Raw genomic sequence first — 22,332 nt, 5'->3', positions numbered from 1 at the left:
GTGAGCGGGGGTCTCACTCCAACTGGGCCTCCGACAGGCGGTGCTGAAGCGCCATCAGGAGGGAGAGCCAGCATGGCCCCGTCACCGTCCACCACGCCACGTGATCATGGGTGTACGGAACAATGGCCTCCCAGGGGCCAGGGCTCCGCTAGCCCCCGCCACCCCTGACACGGTGGATGAACGGCGATGATTCAGCCCTTTGAGGGGGAAAGGCCACGTCTTGGCGCGCCATGCCATGGACGCCGCCATCATGGGATCCGAGGCGCCACTCGACGCCGCACCCAAAACCGTGCGGCCCCCTGTGCTGAAGCGACACCCAAGAGGGGGCCGCGCGGACGGACCCGGACATCACGGGCCGAACGACGGGCGGGAAACGCCCCCTTGGACACCTGATGCTGCTGCCGGTGTGATGTCCGTCAATTGAGACGTGACGCGCGTTACTTACCGGTCACACAGCCGCTCCGGAGCGCTATGGTCCGGCCGAGAGGCAGACGTCACCGCGTTCATAGGGAGTCGGAGTGGCACGGAAACTCGCCGTCATCGGGGCCGGTCTCATGGGGTCCGGAATTGCCCAGGTCGCCGCGCAGGCGGGCTGGGACGTCGTGTTGCGCGACGTCACCGACGAGGCACTCAAGCGTGGCACCGACGGCATCAAGGCCTCGTACGACAAGTTCGTGAGCAAGGGCAAGCTGGAGGCGCACGACGCCGAAGCAGCCCTCGGCCGCATCACCGCGACCACCGACCTGGACGCCGCCGCCGACGCCGACATCGTCGTCGAGGCCGTCTTCGAGAAGCTCGAGGTCAAGCACGAGATCTTCCGCACGCTCGACAAGATCGTGCGCGAGGACACCGTGCTCGCCTCCAACACCTCCGCCATCCCGATCACCAAGATCGCGGCGGTCACCGAGCACCCGGAGCGGGTCGTCGGTGTGCACTTCTTCTCACCGGTTCCGATGATGCAGCTGGTCGAACTCGTCCGCGGCTACAAGACCAGCGACGAAACCCTCGCCACCGCGCGGGAGTTCGCCGAGTCCGTCGGAAAGACCTGCATCGTCGTCAACCGGGACGTGGCCGGGTTCGTCACGACCCGCCTCATCTCGGCACTCGTCGTCGAGGCGACCAAGCTCTACGAGTCCGGCGTCGCGACCGCCGAGGACATCGACCTCGCCTGCAAGCTGGGCTTCGGTCACGCCATGGGCCCGCTGGCCACGGCGGACCTCACCGGGGTCGACATCCTGCTGCACGCCACCAGCAACATCTACACCGAGTCGCAGGACGAGAAGTTCGCCCCGCCGGAGCTGATGCGCCGGATGGTGGACGCGGGTGACATCGGCCGCAAGAGCGGGCAGGGCTTCTACAAGTACTGATCCGCACGTACCGACAGCACAGTCCAGGTACCGACCGGTACGGACTGGCATCGACCGGCATCGACCGGCACGGACTGGTGCCGACCGGTGCAGATCTGGATGCACCTCCCGGGATTGTTACTCCCGGGGGGTGAATTCGGTATCGGTTCGCTTACAAGCAGCAACCGCTCTGCCACTCGGGCAGTCAGACGTTGCACAGCACCGTCATGGAGAGTACGTCACCGCACTCAACGGGGAGCGCATATGCACATCAGGGGCGACCACGTCGAGCTGGTCGTCGGGGGCCGCCTCGACGTCCGCAGCGCGGCGGACGCCCGTACGGCCTTGCACTCGGCCGTCGACGACGGAGTCGGCGACCTGGTGCTCGACCTGTCCGAACTCGACTCCTGGGACGCCACGGGGCTCGGCGTGATCATGGGCGCCCACCGGCGGGCCGGCCGCTGCGGTCGCCGCCTGGTGCTGCGCGGCGTGCCGCCGCAGATGCAGCGCCTGCTGGTGGCCACCCGGCTGCACCGGATCCTCGCCATCGAGGGCGGCATCGGGGTGGAGTCGCTGCCCCGGGTCTGACGGCGCGGTGCCCGCAGGACGGGCGCAACGCATCCTCCGGGGTGAACCGGGCGAGGGTCAGGACCCGGGCGGAGCAGCCGAACCGCGCGTCGAGGGCAATCCTCACGAGACCATGACGTCTCGGGCCGCGCGGCACCCCGCCGTGTCCTCGATACGGACCGAAGGTTTAGGGTTCGGTCGCCCGCCGCCTCGCAACCCTCTCCCGAGCGGGCCCGGACCAGAAGCGACAGTGCGGTGTGCAACAGGCCGGGAGGGGCCGGCGTACGGGCTGGCACACGACGCTTTTGGGGGGCTGGAACCCATGGACCCGATCGATCCGGGACCCGAGGAGCAGAGCCACGCTCCGAGCCGCCGCCCGCCCCGGGACTCCCTCGGCACCGACTTCGGTCCGGGCGCACCCGCGCCCGCCCGTACGGAACGGCTCGTCTGCGGTGACTTCCTGCTGACCGTCAACCCCGTGGACGGCAGCGAGATAGCGCCCTGCCGGCCGGCCGAACGGCCCGGCAGACCGCGCAAGCGGACCGCCGCCGAGCGCGCCGAGACCGAGCGCGCCGCCCGGCCGCCCGTGCCGCCCGGCCCGGCAGGACCCACGCTCCCGCTCCTGGAACGCCAGGACGAACGCGAACGCCTGGTCCGGCTGCTGGCCCGCGGACGCTCGGTACGCCTCACCGGCCCCGGCGGCTGCGGCCGCACCGCCCTGCTCGACCTGGTCGCCGAGGACTGCCTGGACCTCGCCCCCGACGGCGTGGTCCGGCTCAGCGGCTTCCACCGCACGGCCGGGGACCTGCTCCACGACCTCTTCCGTGCCGTCCACGACGCGCCCCGGTACCGCCCCGATCGGGACGAACTGCTCGAACTCGTCCGGGAGATCGGCGCGGTCGTCGTCGTGGACGACCTCGAGTTCGGCGGCGCCGCCCTGGACGAACTGCTCGACGCCACCCCCGAGTGCGCGTTCCTGTTCGGCGCCACGCCCGACGTCCCCGTCCCCTCCGTCGAGTCGGACGTCGAGGAGGTCTTCCTCCCCGGACTGGACCGGGCCGGCGGCGTGGAGATCCTGGAGCGGGCCGTCGGCCGTGTCCTCACCGAGGAGGAGGCCAACTGGGCCGGCGACCTGTGGTTCGAGTCCGAGGGGCTGCCGCTGCGCTTCGTGCAGGCCGGCGCCCTGCTCCGGCAGCGCGACGAGCTGCGGGCCGGCGCCGACCCGGTGGACGAGTACGGCGTCTTCGACGGCGTGCGCATCCCGGTGGGCGCGCCCCCGGAGCCGGAGGACGACGTGCCGCTGCCCTCCCTCGGCGAGGCCGCGGCGCCCGCCCCGCTGCTCGCCTCCCGGCTCAGCGGCTCGGCCCGCACCACCCTCCGCTTCGCCGTCGCCCTCGCCGGTGAGGTGCCGCACCAGGCCCATCTGCCCGCGCTGGTCGGCGACACCCACGCGGACGCCGCGCTCGGCGAGCTCGTGAGCTGCGGGCTGGTCTCGCCGGTCGGCTCCCGCTACCGCCTCGCGGCCGGCGTGCAGACCCAGCTGGAGGCCGCCGGATACGCCGACGGCGCCCCGGCCCGGGCGCACACCGTGGCCGAGCACTACACCTGGTGGGCCGGGCATCCCTCGGTCACCGCGGAACGGGTGTGCGCGGAGGCGGACGCGGTGCTCGCCGCGCTCACGGCGGTCGTGCCCGCCACGTCCTCCAGGCTCTCGGCTCCCGGGCAGGAGGGATCGTCGACGCCGGCCGAGAAGGAGGAGAGCTGTGCCGTGCGGCTCGCCCGTACGGCGGCGCCCGCCTTCGCCGCCGGACTGCACTGGAATGCCTGGGAGCGGGCCCTGCGGTCCGGTGCGGAGGCCTCCCGACTGTCCGGGGAGGTGTCCGAACAGGCCTACTTCCACCACGAGTTGGGCGTTCACGCGCTGTGTGCCGGACAGCTCGACCGGGCCCGCGCGGAGCTGGAGGCGTCCATCGGGCTGCGCGGCGTGCTCGCCGACAAGCGGGGCACGGTCGCCGGGCGGCGGGCTCTGGCCCTGGTGTCCGACCGCGCCGGGCACCTGCCCGGGGTGCCGGTGCCGTTGCCGGCCGGTGAGGTGCCGTCGCACGCCCGTCACGACGACCCGACGCCTTCGCCGACCGGGGCGCCGGCCCTCTTCCCGCCGTCGTACACCACCTCGCCCACCGCGCAGACCCAGGTCATCCCACGGCCCCCGGCCGGGCGGTCCGAGGGCGGCTTGCGGCGTCTGGCCCGCCGCAACCTGGTGGTGGCCGGGTCCGGTGCGCTGCTGGTGGCCGTCCTCGGTACGGTCATCACGCTCGGCATGACCTCTCATGAGAGCGCGGACGACAACCCGGCCGACCAGGTGACCAACGTCGACCCGTCCACGAGCCAGGGCGCCGACGACGGCGACGCGGGCGCGGACCCGGGCACGGGCACGAGCAGCACCGCTTCCACAACACCCACCAGCCGTCCGACGCCCCCGGCCCCCGCCGGCACCTACGCCACGACCCCGGCGGCACCTGCCCCCACCCCGCGCGGCACGGAGGGTGCGGGCGACGGGAGCACGACCTCTGCGCCGCCGCACCCGACGACAACCCCGTCGTCCCCCACGCCGACGCCGACCGACTCGTCCCCGACGCCGGCGACGACCTCACCGACCCCCACCGGCACATCGGGCTCGCCCACGCCGACAGGCTCGGCCTCGACCACCCCGACCACGACGAACACGGCCGGCGGCCCGACGACAGCGACGGGTTCGGCGGGAGCGGGGCAGGGCAGCGGCGCGGTGATGTGACGGCCGTCCCACCGCTGCGCCCCGCGACCGCGTTCGGCCCGCGGCGGTGTCAGGGGTGCCGACCGGCATGAGGCGGGTTCGGCACCGCCGGGCCGTCGTGGTCGCTCGCCGTCGCGGCGGATCGAAGGGAGCGGCGGGGTCAGAACAGCCGCAGCTTGTCGTCCTCGATGCCGCGCAGGGCGTCGTAGTCCAGGATCTGGCAGTTGATGCCGCGGTCGGTGGCGAGGACGCGGGCCTGCGGCTTGATCTCCTGCGCGGCGAAGACGCCACGCACCGGGGCGAGGTGCGGATCGCGGTTCAGGAGGTCCAGGTAGCGGGTGAGCTGCTCCACGCCGTCGATCTCACCCCGGCGCTTGATCTCCACCGCGACGGTCCGGCCCTCCGCGTCCCGGCACAGGATGTCGACCGGGCCGATGGCCGTCATGTACTCGCGGCGGATCAGCGTGTAGCCCTCGCCCAGCGTCTCGATGCGGTCGGCGAGCAGCTCCTGCAGGTGCGCTTCCACGCCGTCCTTGATCAGGCCGGGGTCCACGCCGAGTTCGTGCGAGGAATCGTGGAGGATCTCCTCCATCGTAATGATCAGTTTCTCGCCCGCCTTGTTGACGACCGTCCACACGCCCTCTTCGTCGCCCGTGCCCTCCTTCAGCGTGCAGGGCGGCGACATCCAGTTGAGGGGCTTGTAGGCCCGGTCGTCCGCGTGGATGGAGACGCTGCCGTCCGCCTTGACCAGGATCAGGCGGGGCGCCGAGGGCAGATGGGCGGTGAGCCGGCCGGCGTAGTCGACCGAGCACCGGGCAATGACGAGACGCATGGTCGGCAACGCTACTCGACGTCCGCCGGTGCACGGAATCCGCCCATCCCGCTGCCTGTGGATCGCCCCATTTGTCCCTGGAAACTCTTGTTCCTCCCTGGCCGATTGTGGGCGGAACGGGACCGTTTCATATACGCGTTCTGCTGGTGTGGTCACCGACCGTTGCCTACCGTAGAGAACGGGAGGTCGCGGGCCGTGTACGAAGCGTGTTCGACATCGTGAACTCCCCTATCTGTCCGGCAACCCCTGCTCTTCGGGGTGCGAGAGGAGAACCCATGTCGCTCGACGTCTCACCGGCCCTACTCGAACAGGCCGAGCGAGGCGAGGTCGACGAAGAAGCATTCGTCGACTGCGTCCGGACCTCCCTGCCCTACGCATGGGAGATGATCAGCTCCCTGGTGGCCCAGCTGAAGGTGGACGGCGGCAAGTTCGCCGACAACCAGACGCCTCCGCCGGACGAGCAGGCACGCGGTCAGCTGCTGCGTGCACTCGCGAGTGACGCCATACGCGGCGCCCTGCAGCGGCACTTCGGTGTGCGGCTGGCCTTCCAGAACTGCCACCGGGTGGCGGTGTTCCCGTTGGAGGCCTCCGTCGACGAGAGCCTGGCCCGTTTCACCTCGGTGCGCAGCCAGGTACTGAACCAGTCGCCGGAGTTCCGGGACTGCTGACGCCTGGCTCCGGGACCGCTGTGGCGATGAGCCGCTCGCTTGCCGCTCCACCTGGGGGAGGTGCATTGACTACTGGGGCGGCAAGCCCCCGGACGGAACGGGCCGGACGGAACGGCCCGGACGGAGCGCACGGGAGCCGGTGGCCGGTCAGCGCAGCTGCGGCAGCACCTCGGCGCCCAGCCGCCGTACGTTCTCCTCCGTCGCCGCCAGGTCGCCCGAACCCTCCACGAGGAGGGCGAAGCGGTTGATGCCGGTACGCTCCGACGTGGCCGCGAGCCGGTCGGTGCACAGCCGCGGTGTGCCCACCGGGTGCAGGCCGCAGAGCAGTTCCGTGTAGGCGAGCGGGTCGCGCATCGCGCGCGCCCGGCCGTCGACCGTCACATGCGCGTCCAGCCCCTGCTTCAGCCAGCCCGGCATCGCCTTCAGCAGAGTCTCCACCGCGTCGGTGCGCCGGTCCGTGATCTGGCAGACGCCGGCCGACACATGGGCGGCGCCCGCGACCTCCTCGGCGGACCGGCCCGCCGCGTGTGCGCAGCGCCGCCACAGGGCGACCATCGCGGCCTTCTCCTCGTCCCCGATGTGCATCCCGAGCAGCATCGGCAGCCCGCGCTCGGCGGCCAGCCGGACGCTCGCCGGGGAGGTGCAGGCGACGACGACCTCGGGACCGGGCGTCTCCGTCAGGGCCTCGGACGGGCGCGGCACGACGGGCACCTCGCGGAAGACGAACCGCTCGCCCGCGGCGGCGACGGACGGTTCGCGCAGCCATCGCAGCAGCAGATCGAGTGATTCCGGGAAGCCGCGCTCGTACGCCACGAGCCCCGTGCCGAAGACCTCCAGGTCCACCCAGGGCCCGCCGCGGCCGACCCCCAGCGTGAACCGTCCGCCGCTCGTCAGGTGCAGCAGCGCGGCCTGTTCGCCGAGGGCGACCGGGTGCGCGGTGGGCAGCACGCTGACCGCGGTGCCGACCCGGATGCGGCGGGTGCGGCCCAGCAGCAGCGCGGCCAGGGTGACCGCGGACGGGCAGGTGCCGTACGGCACGAAGTGGTGCTCGGCCAGCCACACCGTGTCGAGCCCGGCCTCCTCGGCTACCTCCGCCGAGCGGACCGCCCGGTGCAGGGCCTCCCCAGGGCCCTGGCCCGGGAACTGGGCCGACAGCACAAAAGTTCCTACGCGCATCGCATTTCCCGCTTCCTCGGCTCCGACCCGGAGCTCCCCCACCCGGCATAACCGGAGGCCGCGTGCCGAGGACACGGCTTGCAGGGCAATTTGCGGATTGTCTGCAGAATCGGGCGTTCCGAAGGAGGACTTGTATGGATCGGTTCCCTGCACGTGCCCCGGTCGGCGCCGCGTACGCTGGATGGGGTCCGTGCTTCCCGTAGAGCCCCGAGAGGTGTCCCGTGTCCCCCCGTCGCAACCGTCCGAAGGCAACCGGATCGTCGGGCCGGAGCGCCGAGGACGACCACGCCGGCCGGTACGGCGGCTGGCAGTCCACGGAGAGCTGGCAGGGCGAGGAGTGGAGCGTACGCAACGTCGCCGGGGCGAGTGCGGAGGGCAAGGCGTACCGCTGCCCGGGCTGCGACCAGGTGATCCCCTCCGGTGTCCCGCACGTGGTGGCCTGGCCGGAACACGCGGGCGTGGACGACCGCCGGCACTGGCACAAGGCCTGCTGGAACGCGAAGGACCGCCGCACCACGCGGGTGCAGCGGTCCCGTAACGCACCGAGGTTCTGAGGGACTTCGGGTCCGAGGGCCTCCGCCTCCGGCTCGGCTTCCCGCAGGTGCCGCCCTACACGTCCCTGCGCTCCAGCAGTGCGTACGCACCCGCGTACGCCGCCGCCGTCACGCCCAGGATGATCCACAGCGGGTCCCAGCCCGAAGGGCCGGAATCGGTGAGGGAGTTGGCGTAGAAGACGCCCAGCTGGTTGGGGATCGAGTACTCGAACAGCGCCTGACGGACGTCCTCCAGCGAGGAGGAGAACATGAACAGCGCGATGACCAGCGGGGCGAGCACCGTGCCGATCATGATGGTGATGGCGCCCGCCGAGTGCCGGATGATCGACCCGACGAGCAGTGAGAGCAGGCCGAGCAGCGCGATGTAGAGGCTCACGCCGACCGTGCCTTTCAGCCACTGGCCGCTGGAGGGGGTGAACCCGCCGTGGCCCTTGAGCATGGACGTCTGCACCATCGCCACGAAGGAGGCGGCGGCCAGCGTCACCACGAAGGCGACGGAGAAGAACACGATCGCCTTGGCGGCCAGGACCCGGCCCCGGCTCGGGCACGCGGTCATGGTCGTGCGGATCATGCCGGTGCCGTACTCGGAGGCGGTGGTCAGCACACCGAGCGTGATGATGCACATGCTGCCGAGCAGCAGGCCGAAGAAGCCCAGGGACAGCGGGTTGTCGTCGGGGCCCAGGTCCGAGTCGGAGCTGCTGACGACGGCTCCGGCCAGCAGGCCGATACCGACGACGAGCAGCACGAACACGCCGAGCGTCCACACCGTGGAGCGCACCGACTTGATCTTCGTCCACTCGGAGGCCAATGCGTGGCGGAGGTGGGTGCGCACGACCGGGATCGGCGAGGTGTAACCGGCGTACGACCCGCCGGGCGCCGCCTGCCAGTCGGGCGCGCCTGCCGGTGCCTGCGGCATGGGGGGCTGGTGGGTGCTCATCGGGCGTCCTCGGGCTGGGTCGTCGGTTCGGCGGGGGCGGCGGGGGCCGTGGCGGGGACCGCGACGGGGACCGCGACGGGCGGGGCGGAGGGCGGGGCGGAGGGCGCCGCCGGGGCCGCGGCTGCCGGAGCCGGGGGAGCCGCGGGAGCCTGCGGAGCCGCGGGAGCCGCCGCCTGGGGCCGGTCCTGCGGTGGCTGCGGGGCCTGCTGGGCGTACGGGTTCGGGGCCGCCGGGGTGCCGGGAGCGCCGTAGCCGGCCGCGGGCGCGCCGCCGTACGGCGTCGCGGGACCGGCGAACGGCTGTCCGCCCTGCTGGGGCGGCGGCGGGGCGTACCAGCCCGGCTGGCCCTGACCGGGCGCCGGCATGGGCGGCTGGGCGCCCGGCGGCAGCGGCTGCTGCAGGCCCGCCTTCTGGTCGATCGTCGAGCGGTAGTCGACGGCGCCCTGTGTCATCCGCATGTACGCCTCCTCCAGCGAGGCCTGATGCGGCGACAGCTCCCACAGCCGTACGCCCGCCTCGTGCGCGAGGTCGCTGATCCGGGGCAGCGGCAGCCCGGTGACGCGCAGCGCGCCGTCCTGCTCGGGCAGCACATGGCCGCCCGCCTCGGTCAGCGCGGAGGTCAGCTTCTCGCGGAGCTGCGTCTCGGTGTCGGGGGTGCGGACCCGCGCGAAGTCGGCCGAGTTGGCCGAGATGAAGGCGTTCACGCTCATGTCGGCGAGCAGCTGTCCGCGCCCGATCACGATGAGGTGGTCGGCGGTCAGCGCCATCTCGCTCATCAGGTGGGAGGAGACGAAGACCGTACGGCCCTCGGCCGCGAGCGCCTTCATCAGGTTGCGTACCCAGAGGATGCCCTCGGGGTCGAGGCCGTTGACCGGCTCGTCGAAGAGCAGCACCTGGGGATCGCCGAGCAGCGCGGCGGCGATGCCGAGGCGCTGGCCCATGCCGAGCGAGAAGCCCTTGGAACGGTTCTTCGCCACGCCCTGGAGGCCGACGACCCCGAGGACCTCGTCCACCCGGCGGGCCGGGATGCCCGAGAGCTGGGCGAGGCTCAGCAGATGGTTGCGGGCGGACCGGCCGCCGTGCACGGCCTTGGCGTCGAGCAGTGCGCCGACCTGGCGTGGGGCGTTGGGCAGTTTGCGGTACGGGTAGCCGCCGATGGTCACCGTGCCGGACGTGGGGTTGTCCAGCCCGAGGATCATCCGCATGGTGGTCGACTTGCCCGAGCCGTTCGGCCCGAGGAAGCCGGTCACGGCACCCGGTCGCACCTGGAAGGAAAGGTTGTACACGGCGGTTTTGTCGCCGTAACGCTTGGTCAGGCCGACAGCCTCGATCATGCTCCGCACCCATCGAAAGGTTCAGGACAGCGGGGCACACGCCCCCGTAAGGGTTAGGAGGATATCCGGGCGCTGACGGTTCCGCCCAAGGGAAGGTAAAGAGAGAGTGCCGATATTCTCCTCGTGCCGTCTGAACGGCGAAGTCCCCCGCCACCGGAGTGACAGGGGACCTCGGCCGTACGGAACCGCCCGTGCTTACCGGGACTGCTGCGCCGGAACCCCGCGGGAGATCGGCTCGTCCTCGGTCGGGCTGCCGGCCGCGGCGACCGCGGCGCCGGTCAGCGTGGCGAGCATCTCGCGGACGTTCGTCAGCTGGGCGTTGATGCTGTCGCGGCGGTTGGTGAGGGCCGCCAGCTCGCGCTCGGATTCCGAGCGGATCCGGTCCGCCTTGGCGTTGGCGTCGGCCACGATGTCCTCGGCCTGGCGCTGGGCCGTCTCCACCGTCTGACGGGCGCGGCGCTCGGCGTCGGTGCGCAGCTTCTCCGCCTCCAGGCGCAGCTGCTCGGCACGGTGCTCGATCTCGGCGAGGCGCTTCTCGGCCTTCTGCTGACGCGAGGCCAGGTCACGCTCGGACTGCTCGCGGCGCTTGGCCAGGTTGGTCTCGAAGTCGGCGGCGGCCTGCGCGGCCTTGGCGCGGGTCTCCTCGAAGAGGGCGTCCGCCTCCTCGCGCTTGGACTGCGCGTCCTTCTGCGCCTCGGCACGCAGCTGGGTGGCCTCGCTCTGGGCCTTCTCGACGATCCGGACGCCCTCGTCCTCCGCCTTGGCCTTGCGCTCCACGGCGAACGACTCGGCGTCGTTGCGGATCTGCTGGGCCGCCGACTCGGCGAGGTCGCGGTGCTGCTCCGCCGCGCGCCGGGCCTCCTCACGCAGCTCCTTGGCCTCTTCCTCGGCCAGCCGGAGGATCTTCTCGACACGCGCGCCGAGACCCGCGTACGACGGCTCGGCGTCGGAGACCTGGGTCTGGGCGTTCTGCGTCTCGAGGTGCAGCTCCTCGATGCGCTTCTCCAGGGCGGTGATGCGGGCGAGAGCGCTGTCACGGTCGGAGACGAGCTTGGAGATACGTTCGTCCACCTGAGCGCGGTCGTACCCACGCCGCACAAGCTCGAAGCCGTAGGGGGAAGTGTCGCTCATGGGGTTCCTGTCGAATGAGACCGGTGAGGTGATAGGTGGAATCCTAGGGGCCGAAGCGGTGTGTCATCGAGCGGATACGTGTTTGATCTGGAGAATGACACCTCTTTTGAGTGGCTGACCGTCGGAGGGCTTGCCAAAGAATGGGACCAAAGGACCTAGAAGACCCCGGAACCGGCCCCGGACGCTAGCTGTCTGACGACTTGCCACCCGATCGGGGCGGCCCCACGGTCGCGCCGGCCTTGACGGCGCCGTCCTTGCCGGAAGCGGGTGCCTCGAAGGACTCCAACGCCTCCAGGACGTCCTGGACGCGGGAGATCTCGGCGTTGATGTCCTCGCGCCGGCGCATCAGGATCTCCAGCTCGCGCTTGCCCTCCTCGACCGTGCGGCGGGCCTCGCGGATCGCCTCGGCCTTCAGCTCCTCGGCCTCCTTGACGAGCCTGGCCTTCTTCTGCTCGGCCTCCTTGAGCAGGCCCTCCGCCTTCCGCACGGCGGCGATGCGCACCTTGCCCGCCTCCGTGTCGGCGTCGGACAGCAGATCCTTGGCCTTCGCCTCCGCCTTGGCCATCTGCTCCTCGGCGGCCTTGATGAGCGCGTCGCAGCGTTCGCCGGTGGACTTCATGGTCTCGGCGACCTCGCGGCGGGCCCGCTCGTGGAGCTCCTCCACCTCGCTGGTGATCCGGTCGCGCAGCTCCTCCGCGCGCTCCCTGATCGCGGTCGCGTCCCGGCGGGCGCCGACGAGCAGCTCGTCCGCGTCCGTACGGGCCTTCTCCACCAGCCCGTTGCCCTCGACGGTCGACTCGGCGACGATCCGCTCGGCCTCGCTGCGGGCCGCGCCCACCATCGCGTCGGCCTGAGACTCGGCGTCCGCGGTCGTCTTCAGCGCCTGCTGCTGGGCCTCGGAGAGCAGCTTGTCCGCCTCGGCCGCGGTCTCCGTGATGAGCGTGTCGACCTGCTCGGCCGCCTCCGAACGCCGCTTGTTGGCGTCCTTGCGGGCCTCGTCCAGGGTCCGCTCGGCCTCCGCGCGCGCGGAGTTGACCAGATGCTCGGCCGCGGCCTCCGCGTCCGCCGTGAGCTGCTCGGCCTCGGCCCGCAGCCGGTCGGCGCGCTGCTGCGCGGAGCCGACCGTCTCGGCGGCCTCGGCGCGCAGCCGCTCGGCCTCCGCGGTGGCGTCCCCGAGCAACTGCTCGGCCTCGCTGAGGGCCTCGGTACGGACCCGGTCGGCCTCGGCGAGGGCTTCCGTGCGCACGCGTTCGGCCTCGGCGGTCGTCTCGGTCTGGAGGCGTTCGGCCTCGCTGCGGGCCTCGGTGATGAGGGTGTCGGCCTGGGTGGCCGCGTCGGAGCGGATCCGGTTGGCGTCCTTGCGGGCGTCCGCCCGGGTGCGGGCCGCCGCCTGCTCGGCCTCGACGAGCGCGTCCGACGCCTCGGTGCGTACCCGCTCGGCCTCCGTGAGGGCCTCCGTGCGCACCCGCTCGGCCTCCGTGAGGGCCTCCGTGCGCACCCGCTCGGCCTCGGCGGTCGTCTCGGTCTGGAGGCGTTCGGCCTCGCTGCGGGCCTCGGTGATGAGGGTGTCGGCCTGGGTGGCCGCGTCGGAGCGGATCCGGTTGGCGTCCTCGCGGGCGTCCGCCCGGGTGCGGGCCGCCGCCTGGTCCGCCTCGGCGAGCGCGTCCGACGCCTCCGTGCGCACCCGCTGGGCGTACTCGGCGGCGTCCGAGCGCAGCCGCTCGGCCTCCGCGATCGCCTCCGCGACCGTACGCTCGGCCAGCGCCTTGGCGGCCTCCGACTCCTCGGTGGCCTCACGGCGCACGCGCGAGGCGTCCTCGCTCGCCCGCTCCCGCTCGGCGTGGGCGTCGGCGCGGACCCGGTCCGCCTCCTCCTGGGCCTCCCGGCGCGTACGGTCCGCCGCGTGCTCGGCGGCCGAACGCAGCCCGGCGATCTCCTCCTGCGCCTGCTCGTACAGCCCGGACACGGAGTCCCGCACCTGCTGCGCGTGCTGCTCGGCGGCGGAGACCATCTCGGTGGCGTGCCGGTCCGCCTCCTCGACCAGCCGGATCGCCTCGGCCTGCGCCTCCTCCACGCGCTTGCGCGCCGAGGCCAGCAGCTCCTCGCTCTGCTCGCGGGCCCGCCCGCGCTCCTGGTCGGCCTCCTCGCGGGCCGCCCCCAGCAGTTCCTCGGCCTCGCGGCGGCGCCGGGCGGCCTCCTCCTGCGCGGCGGCCAGCGTCTCCGACGCCTCGGCACCCAGCCGCTCCGCCGCGGCCTGTGCCTCGGCACGCACCCGGTCGGCGGTCTCCTGCGCCTCGGTCCTGAGCCGCTCGGCCTCCGCGGCGGCCTCGGAGCGCAGCCGTACGGCGACGGCCTCGCCCTCGGCCCGGGAGGCGGACGCGTCGGACGCGGCCTCGGTGCGCAGCCGCTCGGCCTCCGTCTCGGCCTGCTGCTGGAGCGTACGGATCCGCTCGGCGGCCTCGGTGCGCAGCCGCTCGGCCTCCTCGGCGGCCTCCCGGCGGATGCCGGCGGCCTCCTCGCGGGCGTCCGCGATCGCCCGCTCGGCCGACGCCAGCCGCTCCTGCGCCTCCGTCTGGAGCCGGTTCAGCTCCTCGGTGGCCTCGGTACGGCGGACCTCGACGGTCCGTTCGGTCTCCTCGCGCAGTTCGCGCGCCGCGGTCTCGGCCTCCGCCAGACGCGTCTCGGCCTGTTCGGCGGCCTCCGCGCGCTGCCGTTCGGCCTCGGCGCGGGCGCGCTCCAGGGTCTCCTCGGCCTGCCGGCGCAGGGCCGTCGCCCGCTCGATGGCCTCGGTGCGGACCTTCTCGCTGTCCGTCGTCGCGGTCTTGCGCAGCTCGTCGGCGTCCGCCTTGGCCCTGGCCAGCAGCTCCTCGGCGGACTTGGCCGCCTCCTCGATCTGCGCCACCGTCTCCCGGCGGGCCTCGGCGCGGATGGACTCGCCCTCGGCGACCGCGTCGGCGCGCAGCTGCTCGGCCTCGCCGCGCAGCCGGCGGGCCTCCTCCTGCAGCTCGACCGTCTTGGCGCGGTACTCCTTGGTGTCGTTCTTCGCCGCGCCCTTGAGCTGCTCGGCGATGTCGTGCGCCTCGGCGCGCAGCCGGTCCGCCTCGGCCTCGGCCTCCGTGCGGATCCGTTCGGCCTCCTCGGCGGCGGCCCTGGTGGTCTGCTTGGCCTCCTCGGCCGCCTTGTTGAGGACGTCCTCGGCGGTCTTCGCCGCCTTGGACAGCTGGGAGGCGGCCTCCTCGGCGGTGACGGCGCGGGCCTTCTCGGCGGCCTCGGCGACGAGCTTCTCGGCCTCGGCACGCGCCTCGGCGACCAGCTGCTCGGCCTCCGCCCGGGTGGTCTCGGCCTCCTTGGAGGCCTCGCTGACCAGCCGGGCGACCTGTTCCTTGGCGGTGCGGGTGCGGGCCTCGCCCGCGGCCTCGGCACTCGCGAGGGTCTTGCCCGCGGCGTCCTTGGCCTCGGTGACGAGCTTCTCGGCGTCGGCCTGTGCCTTGCGCAGCGCCTCCTCGGCCGCGGCCATCCGCTCCTCGGCGGCCCGGCTCAGCTCGGCGGCCTGCCGGCGGGCGGCGTCCGACTCCGAGGCGGTGGCGGTACGCAGCTGCTCGGCGTGGTCGGTGGCCTCCTGCGCCTGGGTGGAGGCGGCGTCCAGCAGGCGTTCGGCGTCCGCGCGGGCGCGGCGCAGGATCTGCTCGGCCTCCGCGCGGGCGGCCTCGGCGTCGTTCTGCAGCCGCTCCCGGGCCTCCCGGGTCAGCCGCTCGGCCTCGGCGCGGGCGGCGGCCAGCGCCTGCTCGGCCTCGGCGCGGGACTCCTCCAGCAGCCGGCGGGCCTGCTGTTCGGTGCGGGAGCGCAGTTGCTCCGCCCAGGCCACGTTCTCGTTGACGTGCGACTCGACGGTGGCCCTGCGCTCGGCCAGCTCCTGGTCCAGCTGCTGGCGGCGGGTCACCGCCTCCTGGTGCAGTTCGGCCTGGAGCCGGGCGGCCTGCTCGGCGTGCTCCTGGAGGATGCGCTGGGTCTGCGCGCGGGCCTGGCTCAGCTCCCGCTCGGCGTCCTGCCGCAGCTGGTCGGCCTGGATCTGGGCGTTGCGGAGCATCTGCTCGGCCTGGTAGCCGAGGTCACCGCCGTCGTAGGCGGGCCGGGTCATGAGGGTGCGGCGCGCCTCGTGCAGCTTGGCGCGCAGTACCTCGACCTGGTAGCCGAGGTCCTCGGCGTGCTGGATCGCCTTTTCCCGCTCGGTCCTCAGCCGCTTCATCTCGGCCTCGAACCGAGAGAGGTGGTCGACGTCAGCCGCCGGCTCTCGCTCCTGGCTCTCGTAGCCCCGCACTGCGCGGTCCCATCCGTCCCCTGGTCAGCTTCTGCAACGAGCCTCGTCCATCCGCCGAACGGGGCCCCCGGGGAATGGTGTCAGATGGGCGGCGGAGCAGGGGCTGTTGCCCCGACGCTCGTCCCCCGAAACCCGGACCCCGGCATACGGCCGACCCGGTGAAGGGACGACCGTCCCCAACCCTACCGGCCCTTATGTACGGGGGTCAGTGCTCAGGTGACTCAACAGGGGCCGAAGTGACCAGTTCTGTCAGTACTCCATGGCAGTCCTTGGGGTGCAGGAAGGTGATGCGCGAGCCCATGGAGCCGGTCCGCGGCTCGTCGTAGAGCACGCGCACGCCCTTGCCGCGGATCTGCGCGGCGTCGCCGTCCACGTCCGCCGTACCGAAGGCGATGTGGTGGACGCCCTCCCCGTTCTTCGCGAGCCACTTGCCGACCGCGGAGTCCTCACGGGTCGGTTCCAGCAGCTGGAGGTAGGAGGCGCCACCGTCGGGCGTCTCGTTGATCTTGAGCATGGCCTCGCGCACGCCCTGTTCCTCGTTGACCTCGGTGTGGGACACCTCGAAGCCGTACGTGGACCGGTAGAACTCGACGGTGGCGTCGAGGTCGTGGCAGGCGATCCCGATGTGGTCGATTCGCGTCAGCATGGATTCAGTGCAGCGCTCATGTGATGGTTACGCAACGTGCGCGCCATCACACCGACGGGCCGATGACGGCACGGAGTGCCACTCAGTACATTCGAAGTAAACCCTCGTTCACTCCTCGGCTCTTCGCAGCTGGAAGGGGATCGCACCTCATGTCTTCTGGAACGACAAGCTCGGTGATCGTCGCGGGCGCTCGTACGCCCATGGGGCGGCTGCTGGGCTCGCTGAAGTCCTTCTCCGGGGCCGACCTCGGCGGCTTCGCGATCAAGGCCGCCCTCGACCGTGCGGGGATCGGCGGCGACCAGGTGCAGTACGTGATCATGGGCCAGGTGATCCAGGCGGGCGCCGGCCAGATCCCGGCCCGCCAGGCCGCGGTCAAGGCCGGCATCCCGATGAACGTCCCGGCGCTCACCGTCAACAAGGTGTGCCTCTCCGGCCTGGACGCGATCGCCCTGGCCGACCAGCTGATCCGCGCCGGCGAGTTCGACATCGTCGTCGCGGGCGGCATGGAGTCCATGACCAACGCCCCGCACCTGCTGCCCAAGTCCCGCGAGGGCTTCAAGTACGGCGCGGTCGAGATGCTCGACGCGATGGCCTACGACGCCCTGACCGACCCGTGGGCCAACATCCCCATGGGTGAGTCCACGGAGAAGCACAACGCGCGCCTGGGCATCGGCCGCGCGGAGCAGGACGAGATCGCCGCCCTGTCCCACCAGCGGGCCGCCGCCGCGCAGAAGAACGGCGTCTTCGAGGCCGAGATCACCCCGGTCGAGATCCCGCAGCGCAAGGGCGAGCCCGTGGTCTTCAGCAAGGACGAGGGCATCCGCGCCGACACGACCGTGGAGTCGCTGGCCAAGCTGCGCCCGGCGTTCGCCAAGGACGGCACGATCACGGCCGGCACCTCCTCGCAGATCTCGGACGGTGCGGCGGCCGTGGTCGTGATGAGCAAGGCCAAGGCCGAGGAGCTGGGCCTTGAGTGGCTCGCCGAGATCGGCGCGCACGGCAACGTGGCCGGCCCGGACAGCTCGCTGCAGTCGCAGCCGTCCAACGCGATCCTGCACGCCCTGAAGAAGGACGGCCTGGCGGTCTCCGACCTCGACCTCATCGAGATCAACGAGGCCTTCGCCGCGGTCGCGGTGCAGTCAATGAAGGACCTCGGGGTTTCCACGGAAAAGGTGAACGTCAACGGCGGCGCCATCGCCCTGGGCCACCCCGTCGGCATGTCCGGCGCCCGTATCGTGCTCCACTTGGCGCTGGAGCTGAAGCGGCGGGGCGGCGGGGTCGGTGCCGCCGCGCTGTGCGGTGGCGGTGGCCAGGGCGACGCGCTCATCGTGCGCGTGCCCAAGGGCTGAGTCCCCGGGCTGAGTCCCCGGGCCGGATCCCCGGCCCGGGTTCCCCTGTACGTCTGTGTAGTGAACGGAGCTGTTTGATGCAGGACGTCTCCTCTCTGGTGGCCCAGGCCAGGGAAGGCCGGCCGCGGGCCGTGGCACGGCTGATCTCCTTGGTGGAGGGGGCGTCTCCTCAGCTCAGGGAGGTCATGGCGGCACTGGCCCCGCTGACCGGCAACGCTTATGTGGTCGGTCTGACGGGCTCGCCGGGTGTCGGCAAGTCGACTTCCACCTCCGCCCTCGTCACGGCGTACCGCAAGCAGGGCAAGCGGGTCGGCGTCCTGGCCGTCGACCCGTCCTCCCCGTTCTCCGGCGGCGCACTGCTCGGCGACCGGGTCCGGATGTCGGAGCACGCCTCCGACCCGGGGGTCTACATCCGCTCGATGGCGACCCGCGGGCACCTCGGCGGTCTCGCCTGGGCCGCCCCGCAGGCGATCCGCGTGCTGGACGCGGCGGGCTGCGACGTGGTCCTGGTCGAGACGGTGGGCGTGGGCCAGTCGGAGGTGGAGATCGCCTCCCAGGCGGACACGAGCGTGGTGCTGCTGGCCCCCGGCATGGGCGACGGCATCCAGGCGGCGAAGGCCGGAATCCTGGAGATCGGGGACGTCTACGTCGTCAACAAGGCCGACCGGGACGGCGCCGACGCCACCGCCCGCGAACTGAACCACATGCTGGGCCTGGGCGAGGCCCGCGGCCCCGGCGACTGGCGCCCGCCGATCGTCAAGACGGTCGCCGCCCGCGCCGAAGGCATCGACGAGGTCGTGGAGGCCCTGGAGAAGCACCGCGCGTGGATGGAGGAGCGGGGGGTCCTGGCGGAGCGCCGACTGGCCCGCGCCTCCCGCGAGGTGGAGACGATCGCGGTCACGGCGCTGCGTGAACGCATCGGCGACCTGCACGGCGACCGCCACCTGGGCGCCCTCGCCGAGCGCATCGTCGCCGGGGAGCTGGATCCGTACCGGGCGGCGGACGAACTGGTGGCGGGGCTGACGGACAGCCCCTCCGGCCCGTCCGGCGGCTGAGGCAGGGGCTCGTTCAGGGCCTGACGCGGGGTCTGGGGGCGGCAGCCCCCAGGGGCGGGCCCGGGATGACACCGGCGCCCCGGAGGCTGCCGCTCACTCAGGTCGGCTCAGGGGCGTCCCCGCTGCGCCCGCAGGTGCTCGGCGATCGGCTTCAGGGCCTTGTCCAGCTCCATCAGCGCCTCCGGCGACAGCAGGTCGATGAAGTGCCGCCGCACCGATGCCACGTGGTGGGGAGCGACCTTGTTCATCGTCTCCATGCCGTGCTCGGTCAGCACGGCGTAGAGTCCCCGCCGGTCGGACTCGCAGTTCTCGCGGCGTACCAGGTCGGCGTTCTCCATGCGTGTGATCTGGTGGGAGAGCCGGCTCTTGGACTGCAGCGTGGCAGAGGCCAGATCGCTCATCCGCATCCGGAGGTCCTCGGACTCGGACAGATTCACAAGAATCTCGTAGTCGTTCATTGTCAGGCCGAACGGCTGCAGATCCTTTTCCAGCTGGTATGTCAACAGCATGTTGACTTCCAGGTGGGTGCGCCAGGCGCACTGCTCCGCATCGGTCAGCCAGGGCGTGGCCGTCTCGGTCTCCATGAATGAAGTCTACCTAAGAAGTTGAATGGCGAACTACTTCGGATGGTGTGACTGTGCGCACGCGTTCGATGTCACACTCCGCAGACTACCGCTCACAGCCCGAAGCGACGCTGGAGGTCCCCCAGCTGTCCGGGAAGGCGCGGTACGCCGGACGATTGCGGACCGTGTCCGGCCGGTCCGGCTCCGCCACCGCCGGGCACTCCCGGCTCGGGCGGAACCGCCCCCGTGGCCTGCTCGGCCATGAGGGTCTCCGTCGACTGCAACAGGACCGTGCCGGCTCCTGCGAACTCGAACTGGTGCTCCTCCCCGGAGGCCCCGCCGAGGCCCGTCGTCGCACGTAGACCGCCCCATACGCCCGTCAGGTAGCCGTGGTCGTAGTGATGGCACGGTGACGGGCAGTCGGCCCACCCGACGAGTGCCTGCGGGTCCACCCGGATCGGAGGTTCCATGAACACCACCGGACCGTTAGATGCAGCGACGAACCTGCCGGTTCCGAGAAGGGTCAGAAAACCCGGCACGATCGATTGTTTCAGCGTAAGACTTGGCTGAAAAGCGAGCAGGTTGCCCGCGCGAATGGTCAGGTTCCCGTCGTCCAGGTCGTACGAGTTGACGTCGAAAGCCCGGTCTGCCAGCAGCATCTTGCCCGAGCCCTCGGCCACGACCCAGTCGCTCGCGTGCAGTGGCGAATGGAACGAGGTGCGGACGAGCCGGTCGAGTCGACCGTGCCCGATGCCGTTGAACTCGATCACCCCGTAGTAGGCGATCATCTTCCCCTTCTGGAGGAACCACTGCCCGCCCTTCAGCTCCACGCAGAACGTGTACGCGTTCACGTTGTCGTCGGCGGGCAGCGTCGTCGGGTCGTGCACCACCGGGCCGCCGGGGGTTGCGGACGCGCTCACAGCTTCTCCTCCGAGGCCTGGACGTACACCGTGCCGCTGCCGCTCAGCTCCAGCTGGAAGGCCTCGCCGGAGCCGCGGCCCACCATGTCCCGCCAGCCGAGCGCGGTGGACAGCCTGTTGCGTACGTCGCCGTGATGGGCGACATACGCCTGTGGGTCGACATGGACCGGGTGCTGCGGGGTGACCGGGATCTCGAAGACGCCGCCGTGCGCCATCACGGCCACCGAGCCGTGGCCCTGCAGGGTGGTGGTGAACAGTCCCTGCCCGGTGACCTGACCGCGCACCAGGCCCATGACCCCGCCCTGCGACCCCATGAACATCGTGCCCTGCCGGAGGGTGCCCTCGAAGGCGAGCAGCCGGTCGGCCTCGACGTACAGGGTGTCGCCCGAGAGATTGATGACGTGCGTGTGGTGGCCGCCGTGCCCGAAGAAGACCGTGCCGCTGCCCTCGACGGTCATCAGCGCGGTCGCCTCCCCGGCCACCCGCCGCCCGACCATGGACATCAGCCCGCCCTGGCCGCCCTGGAGGTTGGGGGTGAAGGACACGTCCCCCTTGTAGGCGAGCATCGCCCCGCGCTGGCTGAACAGCCGCTGCCCCGGCAGCACGGTCGCCTCCACCATCTTGGAATTGATCTCCCGGAAGCCCATGTCACAGATCCCCCGCGATCGTGTTCCGCTCGCTCGGCTGCACATAGACCAGCCCGTCGCCCTCGAAGCGGATCTGGAACGCCTCCCCGCCGCCCTCGCCGAGGAGCGTGCGGAAGGTCACACCGGACTGGAAGGTCTGCCGTAGGTTGCCCTGGTGGGCGATGTACGCGCCCGGGTCGACGATCAGCGGGTACTGCGGGCCGACCCGGAGGACGACCGCCGGCCCGTCGGACATGACGGCCGCCTGGCCGTGCCCCTCGACGGTCGTGGTGAACAGGCCGTTGCCCTGCGCGGCCCCGCGCAGCCCCGTGAACGTCGTGCCCGTTCGCAGGCCCGCGTCCGTCGCCAGCAGGTTGCTCGACTCGACGCAGAGTCTGTCCCCCTCGAGGCTGACGAGGTTGATCTCGGACGCCCGGTCCGCGAACCAGCAGGTCCCCTGCCCGCGCACCTCCATCATGGTCATCTGCTCACCGGTCAGCCGCCGGGTCACCATCCCGCGCAGCCCTTCACCGCCGCCGCTCAGTTTCTTGAAGGTCATCTGCCCGTCGTACGCGACCATCGAGCCGTTCTTCGCCTTCACGGCGTCCCCGGTCATGTCGACGGCGAGCACTTTGCTGCCCTGGAGTCGGAACATCGCCACCCTGCGAACGTAGCGGCCGGGCGGGTGGACGGAACAGGGCCTATGGGTGGAGAGCGACCCTGAGCACACCCCGAGGGGCTCCGTTTGCCACAATGGCCGGACGTTTGTGCTTCCGTTCACAAAGCGGATTCACATGACGACCGCCAGCGACAGCGCCGTCGGTGACTCTCCTATCGAAGGTGACCCGTGGACCTCAAGACAGCCTCCGCCATCCGCCGCCTCCGCCTGATCTCCGTACCGGAGGGCATCTCCTGGATCGTGCTCGCGGCCTGCACGATCATCAAGTACACGGTGTCCTCCGGTTTCGACGTCGCTCCGGTGCTCGGCCCGATCCACGGTGTGCTGTTCGTCCTCTACGTGCTCTTCTGGGCGGACGCCTGGAACCGCACCAAGTGGGGCAAGGGCAAGGCCGCGCTGTACTTCGCGTACTCGATCATCCCCGGCGGCGGCTTCGTCATCGAGCGTGCGCTGCGCCACGAGGCCGAGGCCGCCGTCATCGCCGCGCGGGCCCGCAAGGAAGGGATCGTCAACGCATGATCGTCGCCTTCTCCGTGACGCCCCTGGGTGTCGGCGAGGACGTCGGGGAGTACGTCGCCGACGCCGTCCGTGTGGTGCGCGAGTCGGGCCTGCCCAACCGCACCGACGCCATGTTCACCTCGATCGAGGGTGAGTGGGACGAGGTCATGGACGTCGTCAGGCGGGCCGTCGCCGCCGTCGAGGAGCGCGCCCCGCGCGTGTCCCTCGTCCTGAAGGCCGACATCCGGCCCGGCGTGACCGACGGACTCACCTCCAAGGTCGAGACCGTCGAGCGGCACCTGGCACGCTAGCCCAGCCCCGGTCCCTGCGGGCCGGGGTTTTCCCGTCCCCGTTCTTTGA

The 22,332-nt window shown here is 71.7% G+C and carries 20 protein-coding genes; 9 read left to right on the top strand and 11 right to left on the bottom strand.

Annotation, left to right across the window (positions count from 1 at the left end; genetic code table 11):
* Positions 1-518 precede the first annotated feature (518 nt).
* The 3 genes from K7G59_RS16255 (at position 519) to K7G59_RS16245 (ending at position 4,707) form a co-directional block, all read left to right on the top strand.
* Complete coding sequence (locus K7G59_RS16255) at positions 519-1,367, top strand: 3-hydroxyacyl-CoA dehydrogenase family protein (protein ID WP_225834763.1); 849 nt, start codon at positions 519-521, stop codon at positions 1,365-1,367.
* A gap of 243 nt (positions 1,368-1,610) precedes the next feature.
* Positions 1,611-1,934 carry an STAS domain-containing protein gene (locus K7G59_RS16250; protein WP_225834762.1) on the top strand — a complete coding sequence of 108 codons (324 nt, stop codon included), beginning with the start codon at positions 1,611-1,613 and terminating at the stop codon, positions 1,932-1,934.
* Positions 1,935-2,235: 301 nt separating this feature from the next.
* Positions 2,236-4,707, top strand: coding sequence for an ATP-binding protein (locus tag K7G59_RS16245; protein WP_225834761.1), 2,472 nt, complete (start codon positions 2,236-2,238; stop codon positions 4,705-4,707).
* Positions 4,708-4,846: 139 nt separating this feature from the next.
* Here K7G59_RS16245 and nucS read toward each other — a convergent pair whose 3' ends face one another.
* Positions 4,847-5,518: an endonuclease NucS gene (nucS, locus tag K7G59_RS16240; RefSeq protein ID WP_225834760.1), complete on the bottom strand. Its 672-nt coding sequence runs from the start codon at positions 5,516-5,518 to the stop codon at positions 4,847-4,849.
* Between the two features lie 275 nt (positions 5,519-5,793).
* Here nucS and K7G59_RS16235 point away from each other — a divergent pair, with 275 nt between their 5' ends.
* Positions 5,794-6,186, top strand: coding sequence for an SCO5389 family protein (locus K7G59_RS16235; protein WP_225834759.1), 393 nt, complete (start codon positions 5,794-5,796; stop codon positions 6,184-6,186).
* Between the two features lie 147 nt (positions 6,187-6,333).
* On the opposite strand, the gene K7G59_RS16230 is transcribed toward K7G59_RS16235, so the two are convergent.
* Positions 6,334-7,362, bottom strand: a complete 1,029-nt coding sequence (locus tag K7G59_RS16230) for an LLM class flavin-dependent oxidoreductase (RefSeq protein WP_225834758.1) — start codon at positions 7,360-7,362, stop codon at positions 6,334-6,336.
* A gap of 221 nt (positions 7,363-7,583) precedes the next feature.
* On the opposite strand from K7G59_RS16230, the gene K7G59_RS16225 reads away from it, so the two are divergent.
* Complete coding sequence (locus tag K7G59_RS16225; protein WP_225834757.1) at positions 7,584-7,916, top strand: ATP/GTP-binding protein; 333 nt, start codon at positions 7,584-7,586, stop codon at positions 7,914-7,916.
* A gap of 55 nt (positions 7,917-7,971) precedes the next feature.
* Here the strand turns inward: K7G59_RS16225 and K7G59_RS16220 are convergent, their stop codons facing one another.
* The 5 genes from K7G59_RS16220 to mce all read right to left on the bottom strand — a co-directional run bounded on the left by K7G59_RS16220 (position 7,972) and on the right by mce (position 16,282).
* Positions 7,972-8,853 (bottom strand): ABC transporter permease, encoded by an 882-nt coding sequence (locus K7G59_RS16220; protein WP_225834756.1) that lies wholly within the window; start codon positions 8,851-8,853, stop codon positions 7,972-7,974.
* On the bottom strand, positions 8,850-10,187 hold the full coding sequence (locus K7G59_RS16215) for an ABC transporter ATP-binding protein (protein WP_225834755.1): 1,338 nt from the start codon (positions 10,185-10,187) through the stop codon (positions 8,850-8,852). The genes K7G59_RS16220 and K7G59_RS16215 overlap by 4 nt, the downstream gene beginning before the upstream one ends.
* Positions 10,188-10,382: 195 nt before the next feature.
* Positions 10,383-11,318: a cellulose-binding protein gene (locus tag K7G59_RS16210; protein WP_225834754.1), complete on the bottom strand. Its 936-nt coding sequence runs from the start codon at positions 11,316-11,318 to the stop codon at positions 10,383-10,385.
* A gap of 184 nt (positions 11,319-11,502) precedes the next feature.
* Complete coding sequence (gene scy / locus K7G59_RS16205) at positions 11,503-15,636, bottom strand: polarized growth protein Scy (RefSeq protein WP_225834753.1); 4,134 nt, start codon at positions 15,634-15,636, stop codon at positions 11,503-11,505.
* A gap of 205 nt (positions 15,637-15,841) precedes the next feature.
* A complete protein-coding gene (mce, locus tag K7G59_RS16200) occupies positions 15,842-16,282 on the bottom strand; it encodes a methylmalonyl-CoA epimerase (protein WP_225834752.1) in 441 nt (146 codons plus the stop codon).
* 149 nt (positions 16,283-16,431) lie between these two features.
* On the opposite strand from mce, the gene K7G59_RS16195 reads away from it, so the two are divergent.
* Both K7G59_RS16195 and meaB read left to right on the top strand, forming a co-directional pair.
* Positions 16,432-17,631, top strand: coding sequence for an acetyl-CoA C-acetyltransferase (locus tag K7G59_RS16195; protein ID WP_225834751.1), 1,200 nt, complete (start codon positions 16,432-16,434; stop codon positions 17,629-17,631).
* A gap of 77 nt (positions 17,632-17,708) precedes the next feature.
* A complete protein-coding gene (meaB, locus tag K7G59_RS16190; protein WP_225834749.1) occupies positions 17,709-18,686 on the top strand; it encodes a methylmalonyl Co-A mutase-associated GTPase MeaB in 978 nt (325 codons plus the stop codon).
* 107 nt (positions 18,687-18,793) lie between these two features.
* On the opposite strand, the gene K7G59_RS16185 is transcribed toward meaB, so the two are convergent.
* The 4 genes from K7G59_RS16185 to K7G59_RS16170 all read right to left on the bottom strand — a co-directional run bounded on the left by K7G59_RS16185 (position 18,794) and on the right by K7G59_RS16170 (position 21,450).
* The gene (locus tag K7G59_RS16185; protein ID WP_225834747.1) at positions 18,794-19,270 is read right to left on the bottom strand and encodes a MarR family winged helix-turn-helix transcriptional regulator; all 477 of its coding nucleotides are present in this window, start codon (positions 19,268-19,270) and stop codon (positions 18,794-18,796) included.
* Between the two features lie 92 nt (positions 19,271-19,362).
* Complete coding sequence (locus tag K7G59_RS16180; protein ID WP_225834745.1) at positions 19,363-20,169, bottom strand: AIM24 family protein; 807 nt, start codon at positions 20,167-20,169, stop codon at positions 19,363-19,365.
* Entirely contained in the window at positions 20,166-20,816 is a 651-nt protein-coding gene (locus tag K7G59_RS16175; protein WP_225834742.1) for an AIM24 family protein, read from the bottom strand. The genes K7G59_RS16180 and K7G59_RS16175 overlap by 4 nt, the downstream gene beginning before the upstream one ends.
* Before the next feature lies 1 nt (position 20,817).
* A complete protein-coding gene (locus K7G59_RS16170) occupies positions 20,818-21,450 on the bottom strand; it encodes an AIM24 family protein (RefSeq protein WP_225835103.1) in 633 nt (210 codons plus the stop codon).
* A 192-nt stretch (positions 21,451-21,642) separates the two neighbouring features.
* Between K7G59_RS16170 and K7G59_RS16165 the strand changes: the two genes are divergently transcribed.
* Together K7G59_RS16165 and K7G59_RS16160 are read left to right on the top strand one after the other, a co-directional pair.
* Positions 21,643-21,993 (top strand): DUF3817 domain-containing protein, encoded by a 351-nt coding sequence (locus K7G59_RS16165; RefSeq protein ID WP_225834740.1) that lies wholly within the window; start codon positions 21,643-21,645, stop codon positions 21,991-21,993.
* Positions 21,990-22,283: an MTH1187 family thiamine-binding protein gene (locus K7G59_RS16160; RefSeq protein ID WP_225834738.1), complete on the top strand. Its 294-nt coding sequence runs from the start codon at positions 21,990-21,992 to the stop codon at positions 22,281-22,283. The genes K7G59_RS16165 and K7G59_RS16160 overlap by 4 nt, the downstream gene beginning before the upstream one ends.
* The last annotated feature ends 49 nt before the right edge of the window (positions 22,284-22,332 follow it).

It is taken from the genome of Streptomyces sp. NK08204, assembly GCF_020400585.1.
GTDB lineage: Bacteria > Actinomycetota > Actinomycetes > Streptomycetales > Streptomycetaceae > Streptomyces.
The sequence above is the reverse complement of the archived record's forward strand: the minus strand, read 5'-3'. Positions and strand labels throughout refer to the sequence as shown.